Annotated in this window: 24 protein-coding genes; 21 read left to right on the forward strand and 3 right to left on the reverse strand. The window is 40.0% G+C overall.

Features of this window, described 5'->3' with window-relative positions:
• From HMPREF0519_RS11620 to HMPREF0519_RS11695, 16 genes are all read left to right on the forward strand, one after another.
• A partial coding sequence (locus HMPREF0519_RS11620) for a hydroxymethylglutaryl-coenzyme A reductase family protein (protein ID WP_003636492.1) occupies positions 1–818 on the forward strand: 818 nt, incomplete at its 5' end.
• Positions 819–827: 9 nt separating this feature from the next.
• Positions 828–1,799, forward strand: coding sequence for a hypothetical protein (locus tag HMPREF0519_RS11625; RefSeq protein WP_003561653.1), 972 nt, complete (start codon positions 828–830; stop codon positions 1,797–1,799).
• Between the two features lie 29 nt (positions 1,800–1,828).
• Entirely contained in the window at positions 1,829–2,557 is a 729-nt protein-coding gene (locus HMPREF0519_RS11630) for an NAD-dependent protein deacylase (protein ID WP_003561654.1), read from the forward strand.
• A 25-nt stretch (positions 2,558–2,582) separates the two neighbouring features.
• On the forward strand, positions 2,583–3,431 hold the full coding sequence (locus HMPREF0519_RS11635) for a DUF72 domain-containing protein (RefSeq protein ID WP_003636494.1): 849 nt from the start codon (positions 2,583–2,585) through the stop codon (positions 3,429–3,431).
• 179 nt (positions 3,432–3,610) lie between these two features.
• Entirely contained in the window at positions 3,611–5,638 is a 2,028-nt protein-coding gene (gene metG, locus HMPREF0519_RS11640) for a methionine--tRNA ligase (protein ID WP_003636496.1), read from the forward strand.
• Positions 5,639–5,729: 91 nt separating this feature from the next.
• Positions 5,730–6,515 carry a TatD family hydrolase gene (locus HMPREF0519_RS11645; RefSeq protein ID WP_035463097.1) on the forward strand — a complete coding sequence of 262 codons (786 nt, stop codon included), beginning with the start codon at positions 5,730–5,732 and terminating at the stop codon, positions 6,513–6,515.
• Positions 6,502–7,059, forward strand: a complete 558-nt coding sequence (rnmV, locus tag HMPREF0519_RS11650; RefSeq protein WP_003561661.1) for a ribonuclease M5 — start codon at positions 6,502–6,504, stop codon at positions 7,057–7,059. The genes HMPREF0519_RS11645 and rnmV overlap by 14 nt, the downstream gene beginning before the upstream one ends.
• Position 7,060: 1 nt before the next feature.
• Positions 7,061–7,951, forward strand: coding sequence for a 16S rRNA (adenine(1518)-N(6)/adenine(1519)-N(6))-dimethyltransferase RsmA (gene rsmA / locus HMPREF0519_RS11655; RefSeq protein WP_040472823.1), 891 nt, complete (start codon positions 7,061–7,063; stop codon positions 7,949–7,951).
• A gap of 87 nt (positions 7,952–8,038) precedes the next feature.
• On the forward strand, positions 8,039–8,287 hold the full coding sequence (locus HMPREF0519_RS11660) for a Veg family protein (RefSeq protein ID WP_040472824.1): 249 nt from the start codon (positions 8,039–8,041) through the stop codon (positions 8,285–8,287).
• 210 nt (positions 8,288–8,497) lie between these two features.
• Positions 8,498–9,364 (forward strand): 4-(cytidine 5'-diphospho)-2-C-methyl-D-erythritol kinase, encoded by an 867-nt coding sequence (gene ispE, locus HMPREF0519_RS11665; RefSeq protein WP_040472825.1) that lies wholly within the window; start codon positions 8,498–8,500, stop codon positions 9,362–9,364.
• A 155-nt stretch (positions 9,365–9,519) separates the two neighbouring features.
• On the forward strand, positions 9,520–10,203 hold the full coding sequence (locus HMPREF0519_RS11670) for a metal ABC transporter ATP-binding protein (protein WP_035444897.1): 684 nt from the start codon (positions 9,520–9,522) through the stop codon (positions 10,201–10,203).
• The gene (locus HMPREF0519_RS11675; RefSeq protein ID WP_003554977.1) at positions 10,196–10,999 is read left to right on the forward strand and encodes a metal ABC transporter permease; all 804 of its coding nucleotides are present in this window, start codon (positions 10,196–10,198) and stop codon (positions 10,997–10,999) included. Before HMPREF0519_RS11670 ends, HMPREF0519_RS11675 begins: the two co-directional genes overlap by 8 nt.
• A gap of 108 nt (positions 11,000–11,107) precedes the next feature.
• Positions 11,108–11,926 (forward strand): pur operon repressor, encoded by an 819-nt coding sequence (gene purR, locus HMPREF0519_RS11680; RefSeq protein WP_080544236.1) that lies wholly within the window; start codon positions 11,108–11,110, stop codon positions 11,924–11,926.
• Between the two features lie 25 nt (positions 11,927–11,951).
• Positions 11,952–13,328 carry a bifunctional UDP-N-acetylglucosamine diphosphorylase/glucosamine-1-phosphate N-acetyltransferase GlmU gene (gene glmU / locus HMPREF0519_RS11685; protein WP_003636506.1) on the forward strand — a complete coding sequence of 459 codons (1,377 nt, stop codon included), beginning with the start codon at positions 11,952–11,954 and terminating at the stop codon, positions 13,326–13,328.
• A gap of 62 nt (positions 13,329–13,390) precedes the next feature.
• On the forward strand, positions 13,391–14,371 hold the full coding sequence (locus tag HMPREF0519_RS11690; RefSeq protein ID WP_035444900.1) for a ribose-phosphate diphosphokinase: 981 nt from the start codon (positions 13,391–13,393) through the stop codon (positions 14,369–14,371).
• A complete protein-coding gene (locus HMPREF0519_RS11695; RefSeq protein ID WP_003554981.1) occupies positions 14,371–14,742 on the forward strand; it encodes a DUF3899 domain-containing protein in 372 nt (123 codons plus the stop codon). The genes HMPREF0519_RS11690 and HMPREF0519_RS11695 overlap by 1 nt, the downstream gene beginning before the upstream one ends.
• Positions 14,743–14,861: 119 nt before the next feature.
• On the opposite strand, the gene yidA is transcribed toward HMPREF0519_RS11695, so the two are convergent.
• From yidA to HMPREF0519_RS11710, 3 genes are read right to left on the reverse strand one after another with little or no spacing between them, the layout of a single operon-like run.
• A complete protein-coding gene (yidA, locus tag HMPREF0519_RS11700; protein WP_003636508.1) occupies positions 14,862–15,668 on the reverse strand; it encodes a sugar-phosphatase in 807 nt (268 codons plus the stop codon).
• A 20-nt stretch (positions 15,669–15,688) separates the two neighbouring features.
• Complete coding sequence (locus tag HMPREF0519_RS11705) at positions 15,689–17,023, reverse strand: HD domain-containing protein (protein ID WP_003554984.1); 1,335 nt, start codon at positions 17,021–17,023, stop codon at positions 15,689–15,691.
• Positions 17,024–17,044: 21 nt separating this feature from the next.
• Positions 17,045–17,872, reverse strand: a complete 828-nt coding sequence (locus HMPREF0519_RS11710; RefSeq protein ID WP_003636511.1) for a lipoate--protein ligase family protein — start codon at positions 17,870–17,872, stop codon at positions 17,045–17,047.
• A 172-nt stretch (positions 17,873–18,044) separates the two neighbouring features.
• Between HMPREF0519_RS11710 and HMPREF0519_RS11715 the strand changes: the two genes are divergently transcribed.
• The 5 genes from HMPREF0519_RS11715 (at position 18,045) to HMPREF0519_RS11735 (ending at position 22,863) form a co-directional block, all read left to right on the forward strand.
• Positions 18,045–18,479 (forward strand): YwiB family protein, encoded by a 435-nt coding sequence (locus HMPREF0519_RS11715; protein WP_003554986.1) that lies wholly within the window; start codon positions 18,045–18,047, stop codon positions 18,477–18,479.
• Between the two features lie 44 nt (positions 18,480–18,523).
• On the forward strand, positions 18,524–19,159 hold the full coding sequence (rpoE, locus tag HMPREF0519_RS11720; RefSeq protein ID WP_003561673.1) for a DNA-directed RNA polymerase subunit delta: 636 nt from the start codon (positions 18,524–18,526) through the stop codon (positions 19,157–19,159).
• A gap of 176 nt (positions 19,160–19,335) precedes the next feature.
• Positions 19,336–20,955 carry a CTP synthase gene (pyrG, locus tag HMPREF0519_RS11725; RefSeq protein WP_003554988.1) on the forward strand — a complete coding sequence of 540 codons (1,620 nt, stop codon included), beginning with the start codon at positions 19,336–19,338 and terminating at the stop codon, positions 20,953–20,955.
• A 267-nt stretch (positions 20,956–21,222) separates the two neighbouring features.
• The gene (gene murA, locus HMPREF0519_RS11730; RefSeq protein ID WP_040472826.1) at positions 21,223–22,509 is read left to right on the forward strand and encodes a UDP-N-acetylglucosamine 1-carboxyvinyltransferase; all 1,287 of its coding nucleotides are present in this window, start codon (positions 21,223–21,225) and stop codon (positions 22,507–22,509) included.
• A gap of 102 nt (positions 22,510–22,611) precedes the next feature.
• Positions 22,612–22,863, forward strand: coding sequence for a type B 50S ribosomal protein L31 (locus HMPREF0519_RS11735; protein WP_003554990.1), 252 nt, complete (start codon positions 22,612–22,614; stop codon positions 22,861–22,863).
• Positions 22,864–22,919: the final 56 nt, after the last annotated feature.

Genomic DNA, 22,919 nt, shown 5'->3' on the forward strand with positions numbered 1-22,919 from the left:
TTAAACATGGCGGTGGTGCAAAGTCTCTGTCAGTAAGACGACTAGATCCGCAATTCTATTCAGTGGACTTACAAGTTGATTCAGGAGAAGCGATGGGGGCCAATTTGGTCAATACCATGCTTGAAGCAGTGGCCAATGAATTGCGTTCATTTGGTTTGCAGGTTACAATGGCTATTCTTTCCAACTATGCCGATAAAAGTTTGGTCCATGTCTTGGGGAAAATTCCCTTCTCCGAGTTGACAACTTCTGGCATAACCGGTCAGCAGGTTGCTTCTCAAATTGTGGACGCGAGTCACATTGCACAGGTTGACGTTTACCGAGCCACTACCCACAATAAAGGGATTATGAACGGGATTGATGCGGCGGTGATGGCAACAGGAAATGACTGGCGGGCTGTAGAAAGTGCTGCCCACGCGTATGCGGCCAAAGATGGTCAATACAAAGGGCTGAGTACTTGGCGTGTGAATCAAGCTTACCTGATCGGTGAGATGACGATACCAATGCCGATTGGTTTCGTTGGCGGTGCAACCAGTGTTTTGCCAATGGCTGCCATTAATAAAAAAATTACCCGAATCAAACGAGTCCGTGAGATGATGGAAGTGATTGGGGCGATCGGGTTGGCTCAAAATTTGGCTGCACTCAGGGCATTAGTGACTGATGGTATTCAAAAGGGCCATATGAATTTACAATTGAAGTCGCTTGCGATGGCTAACGGCACAAATGAGTCGGAGTTGGCAACGGTTGTTAAACAGCTTCGGCACATGACATCGCCTGATTCAACGGATGTTAAGAAGATTTTAAAGGAATTACGAAAGTAGGATGAAATAATGGATAACGAAATTAATATTGAATTAAACGATCAGGTACACAGCTTAATTGATGCGGTTAACAACTTCTTTCCGGGAACGGTAACCGTTAATTTCCTTGGGAAACTTCAGTCTGGATACGTTCGACACGATCAATCCCAAGTTGTCCAGGATGGCAAAAATATTATGATTCAAATTGCTGATTTAAGCGCACCAAACTATACGGCCTCACATGAATTATTACACTTATTAATGGTTTTAAGAGGATTTCCGCAGGTTTTCTTCTCTTTAACAACTGGCAATGCCGATTTGGATGATCAGTTAAAAATGATGGGGACTGAGCTTTACGACATTGTGTCTCACTTTGTTGTCGTTTCCGAACAGAGAAAGCATGGTTTGATTGACGATGAAATTGAAGCTATGTATATGAAGGGGGTTTATGCAACAATTAAGCCGGAACCCGATCCGGTTGACGATCAAATGACACTTCGGTTAATGACATTATTGGATGCAATGGTGTTTTACGGTGATCGATTTAGTCAGGTAGCCGATAAATTAAAAAAAGATTTTCCGATTTCATTAGCAGCTGCTGAAAAACTGTATCAGTTGATTACAGAGAAACCGACTGATTCACCTTTTGGACTTCGTCGAAATGTTGTCAAATTGTTTAAAGCCTTTGATGAACAGATGAAACAATGGGCATTGCCACCCTTGCACAATACCGAGTTTACAACCTTAACCAGTGTTCTTTCAAAACGCCAGCTTGGATTGCAGGTCAAGCAACTATTCGAAGTATTCCATTCTGAACTCATTGAGGTGAACAGCAACACGCGGGCCTATGTTGGCTTTAACCGGGTTGACGATCAAAATTCGTTTGTTTTGGCAAATCCGAAAGGAGAACAGGATAATCCAGAGTTTTTCCAGGAAATTTATGGTAAAACGGTTAAAGCCTTGTTCGACAGTCTAAAAATGCCTTATATTGAACGTAAATAGATTTTTTTATTATCCGAGGAGTGAGATAAATGATTGATCAAAAGATTCAAACAATGTTTGATACTGCAAAAAAGATCGTTTTTCTGACCGGGGCTGGGGTTTCAACCGCGTCCGGAATCCCGGATTACCGTTCTAAAAATGGCTTATATACCAATGACAAAACGGATAAACCGGCTGAGTATTATTTGAGTGTGGATTGCTTACGCGACGAGCCCAAGGTATTTTATCAGTATGAAAAATCAAATATGTATTATCCCGATGCCAAGCCGAACGTTATTCACGACCGTCAGGCCGAGTTCACTCAAAAGAGGGACGCCGTTGTTGTCACCCAAAATATTGATAGTCTGTATCGAAAAGCCAACACCAAAAACTTAGTTGAATTTCATGGCAATTTATATAATGTGTATTGTCAAAAATGTCGCAAAAAAGTTGACTACAAGGATTATTTAAACAGTATGTATCATCGAAATTGTGGTGGTGTCCTGCGTCCGGACATTGTTCTTTATGGAGAAGGACTAAATCCAAGCGCAATTTCTAAGAGTATTAAAGCCGTTTCAGAAGCTGATCTGATCGTGATCGTCGGTACGTCAATGCGGGTCTATCCTTTTGCAGGGCTCATTGACTATCGCCCTCAAAATGCCCGGGTCTTGGCGGTTAATGAAGAGCAACTTAGTTTTACATTTCCGTTTACAATGATTAAACAAAATGCCGTTGATTTCTTTGATGATTTGAATGTGAATGCATCATCAAAGAATTGACGTTTCTTAATGGGGGTGACGCGAGATGATTACAATTGGATTGACGACATTTTCTGAACATCCCTCACTAATTGATGATTCAAAGCGTAAAGTGCGATTATCGGAATATAGTGCTCATTTTCCAGTTGTGGAATTGGATACGCCTTTTTATGGGATCCCAAGAACTGAGGTCATTGAGCATTGGCAACAACAGGTTTCCAATAATTTTCAATTTATTTTAAAAGCCAATCAGGTCATGACAATGCATGATCAGGGAAGTGGGGATCCGGTTAGCAATGAAGAACGGTTTACTAAATTCAATGAATATAAGCGCGCAATTACACCACTTGTTCGGGCGGGCCGGCTGAAAACAATTCTTTTTCAGTTCCCACCGTATTTTGCGAGGAAAGTCGAAACAATTGAATATCTTCGCCGTATCAGCATGTTCATGGAGGGATATCCGGTGTCGGTTGAGTTTCGAAATCCGTCGTGGTACGGCAAAAATATAATCGATGATGTTGCCGGGTATCTTAAGGAACTTGGACTGGATTTGGTTGTGGTGGATGAACCACATACGACCAATATGGGAATTCCGTTTGAACCACTTGTGACCAATAAAGATCTTTGCATGTTAAGATTACACGGGCGCAACATCAAAGGATGGACGGATACAACAGGTGATTGGCGCGGTAAACGAACACTTTATCGATATTCCACTGAAGAACTGGCACAATTAAAAGATGTCGTCTTAAAGTTGCAGGATCAAACCAGGGAAGTCTGCATCATTTTCAATAACAATGCCGGTCGGGATGCGGCTGACAACGCACTCGAGTTGAAAAAAATGTTGGGAATTTCTTTTGGCGGGTTGTCACCTCTTCAAATGGATCTGTTCTAAAGACCCCAATAACTAGAAGAATCTACACGAGAATGAAGCAAAAGAGACTCAGCAGGTGGTGTCAGTTTTGTGGGCAAACTTTTCCTACTGGTTCTCGCATACAGTGGTTTTTTTGCTATACTTGACAGTAATATTATCAAATAATCATAGATTAATTCGATTGGAAAAGAGGTACTTTCATGGCAGAAAGTAAGCCAACGTTTTATATAACAACACCAATTTATTATCCTTCAGGAAGGTTACATATCGGTAATTCATATACCACCATTGCTTGTGATGCCGTTGCTCGTTACAAGCGTGCGATGGGTTACGATGTTTTCTTCTTGACTGGAACCGATGAACATGGATTAAAGATTGAACAGAAAGCGGACAAGCTAGGGATGGCACCCCAAGCATACGTCGATAAGATGGCTAAAGGCATCAAAGAGCTTTGGAAAAAGCTTGAAATTTCCAACACTAAATTTATTCGAACCACCGATGATTATCACGAAAAGGCAGTTGCTGACATTTTTCAGCAACTTCAAGATCAAGGCGATATCTATCTTGGTGAGTATACGGGCTGGTATTCTGTATCGGATGAAGAATACTTCACTGAAAGTCAACTAGCGGAAGTTTATCGTGATGATGACGGTAAGGTTATTGGCGGTAAAGCACCCAGTGGCCATGAAGTTCAGTTGGTTCACGAGCAGTCCTACTTCTTTAAGATGAGTAAATATGCCGACTGGCTGCGTCAATATTATCAAGACCACCCGGACTTCATCCAACCTTCAACGCGAATGAATGAAATGATTAAGAACTTTATCGATCCGGGCCTTGAAGATTTGGCCGTTTCAAGAACGACCTTTCATTGGGGTGTGCCCGTTAAATCTGATCCTAAACACGTGGTGTATGTATGGATTGACGCCCTGTCAAACTATATAACCGCACTTGGTTATGATGGTAAAGATGACAGTGATTTTAAGAAGTATTGGCCCGCTGATGTTCAGATGGTGGGAAAAGAAATTGTTCGTTTCCACACCATTTACTGGCCGATTATCTTGCATGCACTCGGATTACCACTCCCTAAAACGGTTTACGGACATGGTTGGCTGTTAATGAAAGACGGTAAAATGTCCAAGTCTAAGGGGAACGTGATTTATCCAGAGACGCTAATGGACCGTTACGGCTTGGATGCACTGCGATATTATCTATTGCGGGCAATGCCATATGCAAATGATGGTATTTTTACGCCGGAAGATTTTGTTGACCGGGTTAATTTTGACTTGGCCAACGACTTGGGGAACTTATTAAATCGAACTGTTTCAATGATTAATAAGTACGAAGGCGGTATTATTCCTGGGTTTAAGGCTGGTGTCAATGAAGCTGACAAGGAACTGGAGGAAGTTTCTAAAGAGTCCATTGTCAGTTTTAAGAAGAGTATGGATGACTTGCATTTTTCAGAAGCGTTATCTGAAGTTTGGAAACTGGTTTCTCAATCCAATAAATACATTGACCAGACCGAACCTTGGGTCTTAGCCAAGAATGACGCTGATAAGGAAAAATTAGCTTCTGTTATGTCCCATTTGGCAGCCAGCCTCCGGGTTATTGCTGAATTAATCAGCCCAATCATGACACATGCACCTAAAGAGATTTTTCAACAGCTTGGATTAGATGAAGCCATTGATATTAAAAATCTTGATATTTCGGATCTCCCTACCGGTGCCAAGACAGTCGCAAAGGGCACGCCAATCTTTCCTCGGGTGGATGTTGATGAAGAAGTTGCTTTTATTAAGGACCAGATGACAACAAATACAAAAGCCAAGGGACGTGCCGCAATGAAAGCCGCAGCTGAAAAGAAGTTCGATCCTGAAGAAACCGAGTTGAAATTGACTAAAAAAGAAGTCCGGTTTGACGCTTTCGAAAAGATTGAGCTTAAAGTGGCTGAGATTCTTGATGTCAAAAAAGTCGAGGGAGCTGACAAATTGCTTCAGTTCCGATTGGATGCCGGTGACGATGGCGATCGCCAAATTCTTTCAGGAATTTCACAGTGGTATCCCGACTATCAAAAATTAGTTGGAAAGAAAGTTATTATTGTTTCTAACCTGAAGCCACGAAAGATGCGTGGACAGGTTAGTCAGGGAATGTTATTGTCAGTTGAACATGATGACGGTAATGTTGAATTAGTTACAGTAGATTCACATCTTGAAAATGGATTAACTTTGGAATAAGTCATCAATGGACCGATTTTCTCATCTTTCATTTGATAAGAAAGGCGGTCCGTTTTTGTGATTCTTAATGAAAATAATTGAGGGGGTTACCATGAAAATTTTTGATTCTCATACGCATTTAAATGACGATCATCTTTATTCACAAGCCGACCGTTATGCCGAGCATGCCAAGAGTCTGGGTGTGGTTAAGCTTGCCAATGTTGGGTCTAATCAGGTATTAAATGACCGGTCACTTGCTTTAAGTGCCAAATATAACGATATGTATTCGATTATAGGTTGGCACCCTGAAGATTCGATTCACTTTCACGATGAGCAAAAGCAGTTGCTGATTGAACAGCTTCAAAGTCCAAAGGTTATTGCGGTTGGTGAAATCGGATTGGATTATTACCAAACCACTTCGCCAAGGTCCATTCAAAAACGGGTCTTCAAAGACCAGATTGATATCGCAAAGCAGCTTCATTTGCCGATTTCTGTTCATAATAGAGAAGCTTTTGAAGACACTTATGAGATTCTAAAAGAAATGGATATTCATGATATTGGTGGTGTGATGCACAGCTTTAATGGTGATCCGGAGTGGCTTAAGAAATTCCTTGATTTGGGCATGTCAGTTTCATATAGTGGTGTTGCCAGTTTTAAAAAAACCCATGATGTTCATGATGCTGTCAGGAATACGCCGTTTGACAGGATGCTGGTCGAAACCGATGCACCGTATTTGGCACCTGAGCCACTGAGAGGGAAACAAAATGAGCCAGCGTATACTTTATATACGGTTGAAGCAATTGCCCGGTTATGCGATGTCAATCCGGATGTGATCGCTGCTCACACTTATAGTAATGCATTACGATTATTTGGAATTGAGGATAATGAAAAAAATTAAAGAAGTCATTGTCGTTGAAGGTAAGGACGATACAAAACAAATTTTAAGGGCAGTTGACGCCGATACAATTGAGACCCGTGGTTCTGCTATCCCTGATGAAACCATGGCACTGATTAAAAAAATTGCCAAGACAAGGGGCATTATTGTGTTTACCGATCCGGATTTTTCAGGCGAAAAAATTCGTAAAACAATTTCGGCAGAAATTCCTAACGCCAAGCATGCATTTATTACAAAAAAACAAGGGGTTCCCAAACGTTCAGAAGGGTCTCTTGGAGTGGAACATGCCAGTGTGGAGGCTATTAGAGAAGCGCTTAGCCATGTCTATACGGAAGATGATCAGACAGAGGAATTGATTAGCCGGGAAACGTTAATGAAATTTGGGTTGATGGGGCATCCGGACGCTAAACAGAGACGTGAAAAATTAGGTGAACTTTTAGGAATTGGTTATGTAAACGGAAAACAATTGCAACACCGACTGCGAATGTTTGGGATCTCCCAGCAACAGTTTTTGGATGCAGTTGAGAAGATAGATGGAGATAAATAAAATGAGTGATTATCCAGAAATTGCCTCTCCTGCAAGGACACAGGCAATTTTAAACCGATATCGGTTATCAGCAAAAAAAAGTTTGGGACAAAATTTTCTGATTGATCTGAATATTCTAAACAATATTGTTGAAGCTGCAGAGCTGACTAAAAATGATAATGTGATTGAAATTGGCCCTGGAATTGGTGGATTGACTGAACAACTGGCTAAGGCCGCAAATCAAGTACTGGCTTTTGAAATTGATGAAAAATTACTTCCGGTTTTAGATGAAACACTATCACCGTATAACAATATCGAAATTATTAATCAAGATATTTTAAAGGCTAATTTGCCCGAAGTTGTCGCAAAAAGATTTAGGACTGACAAGCCGCTTAAAGTTGTTGCCAATTTACCATATTATATAACAACACCAATTGTGATGGATTTATTAGCCAATCCGGTTAAATTCGAATCAATAGTTGTGATGATGCAAAAGGAAGTAGCCGAGCGATTGGATGCCAAACCTGGAACTAAACCATATGGGTCACTCTCAGTCATTGTTCAACAGCAAAATGATGTTGACATTTCTTTTGTTGTTCCCAAAACAGCGTTTATTCCTCAACCCAAGGTTGATTCTGCTATTGTTAAATTGTCTCCGAAAATGCAGGTTGACAAGCGTCCTTTTGATCACAAAAAGTTCGTTGGCTTTGTTCGGGGATGTTTTATGCATCAGAGAAAAACGCTATGGAATAATTTACTGGGTGTTTTTGGAAAGCAGGAAAGTGTTAAAGGGCAGATAAAGAAGGTTTTGGATGACTTGTCAATCAATGCCGCAAATCGTCCGGAACAGCTTCTGGTAGAACAGTTTGTGGCGTTGACGAATGCGTTTCATGAAATTGGGGTATTAAAGTAATTTTATATTGCCAGATAAAGTGATTTGTGATACAATTTGCGGTTTTATTACTTTTATGGTATAATGCTTTATCGTGAGGTGAGTGGCATGCCAATAACTTTATCTGTGATCAAACGCAGAATGGACGATCATATTGGTCAGCATGTTCTTGTAACTTCTAAAATTGGACGTCGTAAGACAACCAAACGGCACGGAATATTGAGGGAAACGTTTCATGCTGTTTTCATTGTTGAGTTGGATCCGGGAAAATCCAGCTTCGAGAGGGTTTCGTATAGTTATACTGATATTTTAACCAAAAATATCGCAGTGAATTTTGATGATGAACAAGTCGATTAGTATGTTTACCTATGTCTAGGGGCGAGCGCAAGTTGGAATTTGTGTTTGGCCTTTTTTTCTGCTCTTTTTGAATATTGATAATGATGCATTAGTCACTGACAAGTACGATATAATTTAGTATAATTTTGTTAATTATGGTGTGTCACATTTATTTAAACATGATTGATGTGTTAAATTGTTTTAAGAAGTGCACGAAAAGAGGTGTCGCCGTTGAAAATAATTGTTCGAGCGCCGGCAAAACTAAATCTCAGTTTGGATACACCTTTTACGCATTCGGATGGATCAATTGAGTGGCGAATGGTCATGACTTCAATTGGTTTAAGTGATTACGTTCAGGTAGAAACTAACGATACTAATACAATCAAGGTTTGTTCTGATAGCGGATTTCTTCCAGAAGATAATCGAAATCTGGCGTATAAAGCTGCACAAATTTTTCTCAAAGAAACCCGAATTCAAACCGGGTTAAAAATTTTAATTGAAAAAAATATTCCGGTGGCTGCCGGACTGGGCGGTGGTTCATCTGACGCCGCTGCTGTGTTTAAAGCGCTAAACAATCTTTTTGACGTTGGCTTATCATTTGAAACCCTGGCCAAGGTGGGACTTCAAGTCGACTCGGATGTGCCCTACTGCATTTATGGTGATACTGCTTTGGTAAGCGGTCGGGGTGAAATCATTACGCCCTTAAATAAGCTTCCCAAGATGTGGTTTATTTTGGCTAAACCACACGTTAGCGTTTCAACGCCGCGTATTTTAAAAAAGTTGGCTAGGACGCCTGTCATTCATCCGAATACAGATGAGCTTTTACGAGGTATTGCGGATAATGACTATTCCGCGATTATTTCAAATATGGGGAATGCATTGGAAGCAATCACGATAGCCGAGCATCCTCAAATATTGACTTTGAAGCAACGACTAATCAAATATGGTTGTGATGGCTCACAAATGAGTGGAAGCGGACCAACCGTTTTTGGCGTTTGTCGTACTGAATCACGGGCCAGAAGAGTGTATAACAGTATTTCGGGCTTCTGTAGTGAGGTTTATTTAACACAGGTTACTTCAGAAAAAATTAATCAATAGTCTTGATAATAGATAAAAATTCAAAAATGAATTGCTTTATAAAAATAATTTTTGTTAAAGCAATTCATTTTTATTTGGAATTGAATTGAGAAAAAGCATTTTTTATTTTACACTGTAACAGTAATAATTACTTTTTACAAAGCGGAGGTAATCGTTTGAGTGACACATTAATTTCAGCTGAAAACTTATCATTGAGTTTTCCGAATCATCAAGTGCTTTCAAAACTAAGTTTCAAAGTAAATCGTGGAGATTTTTTAGGCGTGATCGGTGAAAATGGCGTTGGAAAGACAACTTTGGTTCGCCTTATTTTAAAGCAGCTTCGGCCGTCTTCCGGCAAAATAATCCTTAAAGAAGGGTTGAAGATTGGGTATGTTCCTCAATTTAGAAACATCGATGTTGAATATCCACTTTCTGTCAGAGACTTTGTTTCGTTAAGCTATACTGGTATTAAGTTACCCTGGCTTTCTAAAAAAGAACGAACACGTGTTGGAGAAGTCATGAATCGGGTCGGTCTGACAGCCATTTCCGATCGGCCGCTTGGATTGGCATCCGGTGGTGAAAAACAGAAGGCATATCTTGCACAAGCACTTCTTAATCATCCGGACCTGCTTATCTTAGATGAGTCAACGGCTAGTTTGGACCCAAATACCAAAAAAGAACTGCTTGATGTTGTGACGATGCTTAATAATGATATGGGACTGACCATTCTGTTTGTTTCGCATGACATGCAGCTGATTCATGAATATCCAGATCGCTATCTTTGGCTTCGCAGAGACGGATACAGTACCGGGGCCATTTCAGACCTTCATAATGATTCAAAGGGGGAGTTGTATGTTTAGTTTTGAATTCATGCAGAACGCCTATCTTGCCGGAACGTTAATTGCAATTGTCAGTGGAATTATGGGCGTTTTTGTCACAGCCCGAAATATGCCATTTATGACGCATACACTTTCAGAAATCGGGTTTGCCGGCGCAGCGTTTGGAATTTTTATTGGGTGGACGCCACTGAACGGGATGCTGACGTTTACGACAATCAGTTCAATCCTTGTTGGGGAACTGAGTGGGAAAGTTGAGTCCCGAAGAGAAGCTGTTATTAGTGCAATTTCCGGTTTCTTTATTGGTTTAGGCATCTTATTTCTGTCACTTTCCAACAAAAATTCTAGTTATGCGACTAATATTTTGTTTGGTAGTGTTATTGGAATCAGTCGCCAGGATGTTTTACAAATGGTTGTGTTATCTGTCATTGTTTTATTAATTCTCTTTGTTATTTTTAGAAACTTGAAGGATGATTCCTTTGATCCGGTGGGAGCACAGACCAACCATGTGCATAGTTCACTCATTTCAATTATTTTTTTGGTATTATTGGCTTTTAGTGTGAGTGTTGCTGCCCAAATTGTTGGATCACTTCTAATCTTTGTTTTGTTAACACTGCCAGCCGCAAGCGCTAAGTACTTTACGCATACGGTTTTAAAAATGATGATGCTGGGTATTGCCTTTGCGTTGTTCGGAGTTTGGTTTGGATTATATTTGGGGTACGTGACAAATTGGCCGGTTACTTTCTTTATTGCGACAATTGAAGCAGGTATTTATGCGATTTCATTGGGGTATAATTACTTACAAAGCAGAAGTGAGTAATTATTTATCAAAATGCTAAGAAATTGATGATAATTTCACCAAATTTCCCTAAACCCGAACATTTATGATAAAATCAAATAGATATTACATAAACTAGAGGTGGGAGAATTGAAAGTACGAAGAAGCGACAGATTGATTGATATGACTAGGTATTTGTTAGAGCGACCGCATACGTTGGTTCCTTTAACATTTTTTGCCGACCGTTATGATTCAGCAAAATCATCAATTAGTGAAGATTTAACAATTTTAAAACGAACATTTCAGGCACGAGGAACCGGACTCTTGGAAACCATTCCGGGGGCTGCAGGTGGTACCAGATTTTTGCCTTATATTTTAAAAGAAGAGGCGCAGCAGGTTGTTGGAAAATTAATAGACGAAATGTCCTCTGATAAACGCTATTTACCTGGGGGATATGTGTATATGTCTGATTTACTGGGAAGCCCAGCAACACTTCGACAAATTGGCCGCATTTTTGCAACCCAGTATTTGAATCAAGATGTCGATGCTGTGATGACAATTGCGACCAAAGGTGTTCCAATCGCCCAAAGCGTTGCGAACTTCTTGAACGTCCCCTTTGTCATTGTCCGACACGATACTGAAATCACTGAAGGTTCTACGGTGAACGTGAATTATGTTTCTGGATCATCAACCCGAATTGAGAAGATGTCATTATCAAAACGGAGTTTAAAGCCGGATTCAAACGTTTTGATTGTTGATGACTACATGCGTGGCGGTGGGACAATCGGTGGTATGATTTCAATGGTCGAAGAATTTGATGCCAATTTAATTGGTGTTGGTGTTGTGGCTGAAAGTACGGTTCAAAGCGGCCGGGTTGTTGAAGACTATACATCGCTCATGCGTGTCGATGCGGAAAATAACACGGTTGTTTCTCAAGCTGGTAACTATCTTGAGAAGATTTTTAATTAAAATGGCTCACTGAGGAGAAATTAGAATGGCAACAAAAAATACAATCATATTAGCAGCCGGTAAAGGGACTCGGATGAAATCCAAACTCTATAAAGTGTTACACCGACTTTGTGGTAAAACAATGGTAGACCATGTTTTAACGCAAGTGGAAAAAGCTGATATGGATAATGTCGTAACGGTCGTTGGATTTGGTGCTGATGCAGTTCGGGATAATCTTGGCAAACGAACGCAATATGTTGTTCAAGAAAAGCAACTGGGTACCGGACATGCTGTTTTGCAGGCGGAAGACCTTCTTGGGGAACTGGATGGCATGACGATGGTTGTTAGTGGTGACACACCTTTGTTTACGGCTCATACTTTTGAAAATCTGTTTACTTACCATGAGAATAAAAAGGCTAAAGCAACAATCTTAACGTCAAATGCACCTGATCCGACGGGATACGGTCGAATTGTCAGAAACGATTTAGGAATTGTTGAGAAGATTGTCGAACAAAAAGATGCGTCGACTGAGGAACAAGCCATTCATGAAATTAACACTGGTGTTTATGTATTCGATAATCAGGCATTGTTTGAGGCACTGCATAAAATTAATAACGATAATGCCCAGGGCGAATACTATTTGACAGATGTTATCGAGGTTCTTAAATCAGAAGGAGAGACTATTGCAGCTTATCAAATGTCTGATTTTGATGAATCAATGGGCGTTAATGATCGGGTTGCGCTTGCACGGGCAACCAAAATTATGCAGACGAGAATCAATCGTCAGCATATGCAAGATGGTATTTCGATGATCGATCCCGAACGGACTTACATTGATACAGATGTTAAAATCGGTTCTGATACAGTTATTGAACCTGGAGTTCAGCTGAAAGGCTCAACGACAATTGGTCATGACTGTTACCTTGGTGCAAATTCCGAGATTCGCAATTCCACAATTCATGATCACGTTACAGTGACATCTTCACTTATTCAGGATTCTGAAATGCTGGATTATTCGGATATTGGTCCAAACAGCCACTTGCGTCCGGGTGCTCTAATTGGCAAACATGTCCATCTTGGGAACTTTGTGGAAGTTAAGAAAGCTTCAATTGGAGAGGGCACTAAAGTTGGCCATTTAACTTATGTTGGAAATGCTAAATTAGGCAAAAATATCAACGTTGGCTGCGGTGTCATTTTTGTTAATTACGATGGGGCTAAAAAGCATGAGACAACTGTTGGGGATGATGCCTTTATTGGAAGCAATTCTAATTTGATTGCACCTCTTGAAATTGAGGATCACTCCTTTATTGCTGCCGGATCTACAATTAATCGACCGGTTAATAAATATGACATGGCAATTGCTCGTTCTCGACAGACTAATAAACCGGGATATTTCAAGAAATTACCGTATCAAAAAGATTAATACTGATTTTTCCGCCTGAAACATTGTATAATTAATTTAGAAAAAACAATATGGAGGATCATATGGCTCGGCAATATTTTGATTCTAAACTGAAAATCTTTGCACTGAATTCCAATCGGCCTTTAGCTGAAAAAATTGCTAAAACCGTTGGCGTACCGCTTGGAAAGACATCTGTCGATCGTTTTAGTGATGGTGAAATTCGGATTAATATCGAGGAAAGTATTCGCGGCGATAATATTTTTATTATCCAATCGACTTCAGCACCTGTTAATGATAATTTGATGGAACTTTTGATTATGGTTGATGCACTTAGACGTGCAAGTGCTGGCACCATTAATGTTGTGATTCCTTATTATGGTTACGCACGACAGGATAGAAAAGCACGTTCACGTGAACCGATTACGGCTAAATTAGTTGCAAATATGATTCAAAAGGACGGCGTTGACCGCGTTGTTACACTTGATTTACATGCAGCGCAAATTCAAGGATTTTTTGATATTCCTGTTGATCATTTAATGGGGGCACCATTGCTTGCCGATCATTTTATCAAGGAAGGATTTGGCAGTGATGATGTTGTTGTTTCACCGGATCATGGTGGTGTTTCCAGAGCAAGGGCATTAGCTGAATTTTTAAAGGCACCCATTGCAATTATCGATAAACGTCGTCCTCGTGCGAACGTTGCAGAAATTATGAATATTATCGGTGACGTTGCCGGTAAACGTTGTTTGATGATCGATGATATGATTGATACTGCTGGAACGATTACATTGGGTGCACAGGCATTGATTGATGCCGGTGCTAAAGAAGTATATGCTTGCTGTACACATCCAGTTCTTTCAGGGCCTGCAATTGAACGGATTAGAAAATCACCAATCAAACAATTAGTGGTTACAGATACAATTCAATTACCCGCTGATAAGCAAATTGACAAGATTCAGCAAGTATCAGTTGGTCCGTTAATTGGTGATGCAATAAAGAGAATCAATGAAAATAAACCGGTTAGTCCATTATTTAATAATCGATTTCGTGGTGATAATGATTAATGAATGATTTAATAAAACAGAAGCCTGCTACAATGGGAATTGCTCTCGCTGCTATTATTAACTTGGTAACGATTGTTATTGGTCTGCCGATGATGGGAATTGGAAATATCGATTTTTTGGTTGGCTTGTTTCTGTTAGTACTGGCCTCTATTTTTATCGTCGGATCGGGACATTTATTTACCGGATGGCGGTTCTCTTTTAGAAAAAAGAGTGATTTGGAAGCAGAGAATGCACCAAAGCATCCAGCGGCTAAAGACGTTGCTTCTATTAAGAACCAACCGATTAAGGTTAATAAGTATGCGCATTTTTGTTTGCGGGTTGGCGTTTTCTTAATTGTGTTGGGAATTGTATTAACCAGTATTGCCCCTTAGGTAGTAGGTTATGACAACATTAACTTAATAGATTATACAAAAAGGGACCGGAACAAGTTTTGCTCCGGTCTTTTTTGTGTGACAACTATTAGCAATAGAGATGAATGCTAAGCAGTCTATTAAAGAATCCATTTTTTAATGGCATAGGCAACACCATTTTCAGCATTTGATTTCGTTACAAAGGATGCGGCCTCCTTGACGTCATCGATACCGTTTTCCATTGCAACACCTAATCCCGCGTATTTAATCATGGTTAAGTCATTTCCCTGATCGCCAATTGCCATGACATTTTCAGCGGAAAAGCAAAGATCCGTTGCCAGTGCGTGAAGGGCGTTACCCTTACTAGCTTTTTTATTCATGATTTCAATAAAGAATGGTTCACTTTGAACGACATACATTTGATCCCGTAGACTTTGTGGCAGCTGATTGTTTGCAGTGGTAATCAGTTTCGGAAAGTCGACAAACATTGCCTTTGAAATGACCAAGTCAGGTTTGATTTCTTCTGGGGTTCTGTATTTGATTGGTAAACGGACAAGATAACTTTCACCAACACTATAAGGGCTTAGGTCCCGATTAAAAGCATAGATTGCGTCCATTGTTTCAAATTGGTAGTGGACACCTAATTTTCTGGCGAGCATTTCGGTTTCCAAAAACTCATCATAAGTTAGTGTCTGATGGGTAATGACTTTGCCATCCAAGTTTTGAGACATTGCGCCGTTAAAAGTAATCGCGTATTCATCCGCCCCGCTGATAGACAAAGCATCTAAATATGGTTTGACGCCGCTTAGAGGGCGACCGGTACAAAGAACGACCTTAATGCCCTTTTGACGTGCGGCGGTAATGGTATCGATTGTTGGTTGGGCGAGATGATTTTTTTCATTTAAGAGGGTGCCGTCGATGTCAATTGTGATTAATTTGATATCCATAAAAAGTTCTCCTTTAAGCTTTAATTGATTAATTTTCCGTTTCGGATGTGGCTCTTAAATTCTTCGTATTCGGGTTCGAATAAATCCACGTTTTTTTCCGGTCGAAGGACTTCACGAGGGAAGAAGAATCGATTATCTCCCGTTTGACGATCGGAAATTGCAGTTACAAGTGGGCTAACTGATGAAAGATCGACCAAACTGCCATCGTCCTGCATCAGTTCGATTTGTTTTTTACCCGGTGTATAAGCATCATAGGGCAGATCGAAGCTGTTATCCGTAGCAGTATAATATTCGGGATTGAAGCCGGATTGTTCAATGATTTCACGTAAGCGCGGCAGCAAGTTTTCGGTGCTTTTATCGTACTTGACTGATTTTAAAGGCTTACGATCAATAAATCTTGTTGCCAAACTGCTGAGTATATCATCCGGATACCGTTTCCAGTGAATGAAATAAGTGTTTAAAACACCATCATCCAACTGAAGATAATCGTCCAGATTAAAGTCTCCGCGTAAAAAGGGTAATAACAGGTAAGGCGTTGACGGTTCATTTTGAGTAGTTGCTCCAAATAAGACTCTGGCACGCTTCAAAAGCCTGTTTAAAACGACTTCCATCGCACGTGAGACGGGATGAAAGTAGACTTGTTGGTACATTTGAAAGCGACTGACGATATAATCTTCGACGGCATGCATGCCACTCATTTCAAAACAGATGCCCTCTTTATAAGGTCGCATGACTTCAAGGATCCTCGAAAGATCAAAAGTACCGTATTTAACACCGGTATTGTAAGCATCTCGCAATAAATAGTCCATTCTATCGGCATCGAGTTGACTTGAAATCATTTCAACAACCTGTCTATTGGGATAGGTTTTATTGATGACACTTGCAACCTGGCGTGGGAAATCCGGGCTAATTCGTTGTAAGACATGGTTAATTTCAGTTGACTCTGACGTAATAATGTCTTGGGTAATCTGTTCGTGATTTGTGCCGAAAATATGCTCAAACGTGTGAGAGTATGCACCATGACCGATGTCATGAAGTAATGCGGCACACAGAACGACTAATTCTTCGGAATTATCCCATAATCCATCGCCAGGGCGGATAGAAGGAAAATTCTTTTGAAATGATTCAGTGATCCGTCGTGCAATTTCATAAACACCTAAAGAATGTGCAAAACGCGAATGCTCGGCGCCGTGAAATATAAGTGATGTTGTTCCAAGTTGATGAACGCGTCTGAGTCGTTGGAATTCGGTTGTATTAATTAAATCTAAAATGACCTGATACTTAACGTAGACGTAGTTATGGACGGGATCTCGAAATACTTTCTCCCGCTTTAGTTGCTGATGTGCATAATCCAAAAATAAGCCTCCATGGAAAATTTATATGAGTGGTAATTGTTGATTTCTTAGCTGAATCTTTCTTAATTGTTTTTTCCGTAAGTCAATGAATGTGTCGGAACGAAAGAGCTGAGCTTGACTGTCCAGATCCAAAGACATCATTTGCTGACTGACACTTTTTAAAAAGTGTTGCTCAACTGTCAGAAGATTAATATCTGGAAAGCCGATTTTTTCAACAGTTGTCATCGTTGTTTTATCGACTTGGGGAAAGGTCCAACGCGTTTGTGAATAAGCGTCTCCTGCTCGATAGAATTCCGAAACAACATTGCTTCGGGCATCTTGATCGCCTTCAACGCTTAGATACAACATTAATACGACGGCACCTTTTGAACGACGTTGTGCAATTCCGGCAATTTTTTGACCATTGACACTTAAATCATATTTACCGGGACAATATGAATGAGTGACCTCAAAGGTTTGAATGGATAATGTTGGAAAAGTTGCCATTATTAAATCTGCGATAATGTCGTAAGAATCGTCAACATCAAGTTTTCGATCTGCGTCCGGAATGAAGAGCGAAATGTTTAATACACCCGGGTCACTGATAACGGCAAGACCACCAGAATTGCGTAAAAAGTAATCGTACTTATTGGCGGTGAGACTTTGAAGGCCAGCTGTTAAATTTGGCAAATGACGGTCGTTGATTCCTAAAATTAAGGTTGGCTGATCTGTTGTCCAAAAATGAATAAAAGGTCGTTGAAATTGATCACAATAATCTAATAATGCATTTGTATCTGCGAACGATATTAATTTATTTGCCGGTGAGTAAGCTTGCTTAATCACGGTAATCGGCGTATTGGTAAAAGACATTTTTCCACCTCATTTTACAAACAATAACACAATTAATTATAACAGAATTTGTTCCTTTTTTCGCTTTACCCGCTATACTTGATATAATGGTTGTGAGTTAAAAAATGTGCATAAACGTATTGATGGTTATATAATAAATCGTTAGACCAAGAAGGATTAAAGAAGGTGCATTATGGATAATTTAGCAACTGGTGTTCCGGTTCAAATCCACCTTGAAACAAATATTTTACAGAACGGTGAGACATCAAACTTTGTGTTTGATGCTACCGGTCAGTTGGTTCGAGTGGGAACTTCAATTTATATTCGTTATCAGGAGGAAACGGATGACGGATCAGTTCCGGTTACAATCAAACTAATGGAAAATGGCGATGTTAAATTAACAAGATCAGCAGGGAATCGACTGCAATTGATTTTTTCTGCCGGCAAGCGAATTGCAGCGCGTTATGCAACACCATATGGACAACTTGAGGTTCAGACGGTGACGTCTTCTCTTGACATGGAGATTCTCAATCAACCCCTGCGTGGTAAGGTCGGAATTGATTATCTGCTGTATGCCGGAAGTGATTTATTAGGGAAGTACAATATTAGATTGCAATTTACAATTTAATCGGGTATAGTAGTTTTTAGACTGTTGAAAGGACGTGTACCAGTTTGGAATTAGAAGTCTTTAAAGGCCAAAATAAAAGTGAACTATCAATGATTGAAGTTGCCCATGCAATTTTAGCAAAACGAGGCGACACTATGCCGTTTGCTGATCTTGCTAATGCGGTACAAGCTTATTTAGGTGATAGTAACAAAGAAATTCGAGATCGCTTGTCGCAATTCTATACTGATTTAAACGTTGACGGTAGCTTTATTTCACTTGGTGATAATCTTTGGGGCTTACGAACATGGTACCCATATGAGTCAATCGATGAGGCAACTGTCCACGCTGAGGATGAAGATGAAGATCGACCAAAGCGCAAAAAGCGTAAAAAGGTTAACGCCTTTCTTGCCGATGCATCGGATGATGATGACGTGATCGATTACGATGATGATGATCCTGAAGACGATGACGATTTTGACGATGATGATACCGAAGATGACGATGATGACGAAGATACTACCGCATCTTCAGAAGACCTCGGTAAATATAATAAAGATCTTCAAGATATTGAAGATAATACAGATGATCCTGACGATTCCGATTTACCTGATGGCATCGAAGGTCAGTTAAACGAACTCGGTGACGATGATGATGATTTTGACGACGATGACAATGATAACTTTGATTCAAAGAAAAAGTAATTAAGTCGTTGATGATTATTCTTGACTAATTGTCTTAATGTATGTATTATGTTTTTTGGGCTCCTTGAGATTTCAAGGACATCTGAACGATGATAAATAGTTCCCTATTCATACCGGATAGGGAATTTTTTGTTTTTTCATTCCCCGGCTAACTATTAAGAGGAGAGGATTATATAATGACCAAATATATATTTGTAACTGGTGGCGTTGTTTCATCCTTGGGTAAAGGCATTGTTGCTGCATCCTTGGGTAGATTGTTGAAAAATAGAGGATTAAATGTCACAATTCAAAAATTTGATCCGTATATCAACGTAGATCCAGGTACCATGAATCCATACCAACATGGTGAGGTTTTTGTCACTGATGACGGAACTGAAACCGATCTTGATCTTGGCCATTATGAACGATTCATCGATAATAATCTCAATAAATATTCCAATGTCACAACTGGGAAGATTTATGATGAGGTTCTGAGAAAAGAACGTCATGGGGATTATCTTGGTGCGACCGTTCAAGTTATTCCTCATATTACGGGAATGATTAAGGAAAAGATTATGCGGGCCGCTAAGGTATCTGATGCTGAAATTGTGATCACAGAAATTGGTGGAACGGTTGGAGATATTGAGTCCTTGCCGTTCTTGGAAGCAATTCGTCAGATGAAGACCGAGGTTGGCGATGAAAATACTTTCTATATTCATACGACGCTGGTTCCTTACCTTCATGCTGCTCATGAAATGAAGACTAAGCCAACACAACACAGTGTTAAAGAACTACGCAGTTTGGGTATCCAGCCGAATTTATTGGTTGTTCGTTCAGAAAAACCGATTACGGATTCCATGCGTAAAAAGATTTCATTGTTCTGTGATGTTAAACCACAGGCTGTGGTTGAATCTTTAGATGTACCGACGTTATATACGATTCCGCTAAATCTCCAAAAGCAGGGAATGGATCAACAAATCTTGGATCATTTCGGTATTTCAAAGCCGGCAGCGGATATGGAAGAGTGGAAAGAGCTGGAACACCATGTTCAACACTTGAAGCGAAAGATCCATATCACACTTGTTGGAAAATACGTTGGGCTTCATGATGCTTACATTTCGGTTGCCGAAGCATTAAAACATGCCGGCTATAAAGTTGATGCTGATATCGATTTGGAAATGTTGGATTCTGAAAAGATTACGCCTGAAAACGTTGATGAACTTTTAGCTCCGGCAGATGGCATTATTGTGCCTGGTGGCTTTGGTGATCGTGGTATTGAAGGGATGATTACAGCCATTCGATATGCACGTGAAAAGGATGTGCCGTTCCTGGGTGTTTGTCTTGGTATGCAGATGGCATGTGTTGAGTTCGCCAGAGATGTCCTTGGGGATAAGGATGCTAATTCTACAGAAATGAATCCACGAACACAACATAATGTCATTGATTTGATGGCTGATCAGGAAGATGTCCATGATATGGGTGGGACACAGCGTTTGGGTGCTTATCCATGCAAATTAAAGCCCGGAACAGTCGCAGCAGCAGCTTACAACAATGCTGATGTCATTTCAGAGCGTCATCGTCATCGCTATGAATTTAATAATGCTTATCGTAAGCCGATGGAAGACAATGGCATGGTTATTTCTGGAACGTCTCCTGATAATCATTTGGTTGAGGTTGTGGAAATTCCTGCAAATAAATTTTTTGTTGGTTCTCAATACCATCCCGAGTTTATTTCCCGGCCAAATCGCCCTGAAGGATTGTTCAAGAATTTTGTTGCGGCAGCAAATGACCAATATCTTTCAAAAAACAAAAAATAATTTTTAATATCAAATAATAAAAATGGTTAACTGACAAGGCGATGTAATCCTTCAGTTAACCATTTTTGTTGTTCACAGGTATTTTAATATCAATGTCGCAATCGAAACATGGTACACTATTCTTAACGATCATTTAGGCATTCAGAAATTGTTTATAATGTTACAAATTGTATAATTCAATTGAGGGTATTGTATTTTACAGTTATTTTCTATAATATGTTTCATGACATGAAAAATGTTCGAATGGAAAAAGTGAGGAAAGTTTCGATGAGTAAATTAATAGTCAATGGAGGGAACCGCCTTTCCGGAGAGGTATCGATTGGCGGAGCAAAGAACAGCACAGTTGCACTAATCCCTGCTGCAATTTTGGCAGATACCCCGGTAAGGTTCGACTCAGTTCCCGACATTTTGGATGTACACAATTTAATGCTGATATTAAAATCTATGAATGTATCGTCAACTTTCAAGGGCGATATTTTAACAATCGATCCAACTAATATCATTGAAGCACCATTGCCAAGCAAAGCGATAAAAAGTTTAAGGGCATCATACTACTTTATGGGCGCACTTCTTGGCAGGTTTCAACGTGCGGTTGTCATTTTCCCCGGTGGTGATAATATTGGGCCTCGTCCAATTGATCAGCACATTAAAGCATTTAAAGCACTAGGTGCCGAGGTCAGTGAAGTTGATGGTACAGTTACTATCAAGACGGGGCCAGACGGCCTTCACGGAGCTCAAATATTCTTAGACATTGTTTCAGTTGGTGCAACTATTAATACCATTTTAGCGTCTGTTAAAGCGCCTGGGACCACCATCATTGGTAATGCTGCTAAGGAACCTGAAATTATTGATATTGCAACATTTCTTAATAACATGGGTGCAAATATCCGGGGTGCCGGAACTGATGTTATTCGAATTGAGGGCGTCCCAACCCTTCAAGCAAAAAACACGCATACAATTATTCCAGATCGAATTGAAGCCGGCACATACTTATCCTTGGCTGCAGCAATGGGAGATGGTGTGTTAATTACTAATATTATTCCAGAGCATTTAGAATCTTTTGTCGCAAAGTTGGAAGAAATGGGCTGTGACTTAACAGTATACGAAGATAGCGTTTACGTTGGACCATCCCACAATTTGAAACCGATTCAAATTAAAGTGATGCCTTATCCGGGATTTGCGACTGATTTGCAGCAGCCAATCACACCGCTGCTTTTCAAAGCTGATGGGCAAAGTATGATTATTGACACAGTATATCCTCAACGGATCAAACATATTTCCCAACTTAATAAACTAGGTGGCAACATTAAATCCAAAGATACCGAAGAGGGGATTATTGTTGTGAATAAATCACCGCATCTAACAGGTGCCAAGGTTGACGCTGGCGAAATTAGAGCAGGGGCTTCTCTTCTGATAGCTGGGTTAATGGCTAATGGCACAACCGAAATTGCACATGCTGAAAATATTATGCGCGGTTATGGCAGTCTGGTTAACAAATTAACCGGGCTGGGTGCCGATGTGAAATTAAAAATAGAAGATGAAGAAAGAGTTTAAAAGATGATTGATTGGTATCAATATTTGTGGTAAACTAACAAGGTTGACTAATCGATAATCTCTGGGCCATCGTATTGGTTCAGGGCAAAGGAGCGATATATTATGAAAAAGGGAATTCATCCAGATTATCATCAAGTAGTATTTCAAGATTCAAGTACAGGTTTCAAGTTTTTGTCAGGATCAACTAAGACCTCTGATGAAACTGTTGAATGGGAAGATGGCAACACATATCCATTGATTCGTGTTGAAATTTCATCTGATTCTCATCCATTTTATACAGGTAAACAAAAGTTTACCCAAGCCGATGGTGCTGTGGATCGTTTCAACAAGAAATACGGTCTCAAAAACGACTAGTTTTATTAGCGAGACACATTGTGCCCCGCTTTTTTTATACCCTTTTTCTGAATTTG

The organism is Lentilactobacillus hilgardii DSM 20176 = ATCC 8290, from assembly GCF_000159315.1.
In the GTDB taxonomy this organism is placed as follows: domain Bacteria; phylum Bacillota; class Bacilli; order Lactobacillales; family Lactobacillaceae; genus Lentilactobacillus; species Lentilactobacillus hilgardii.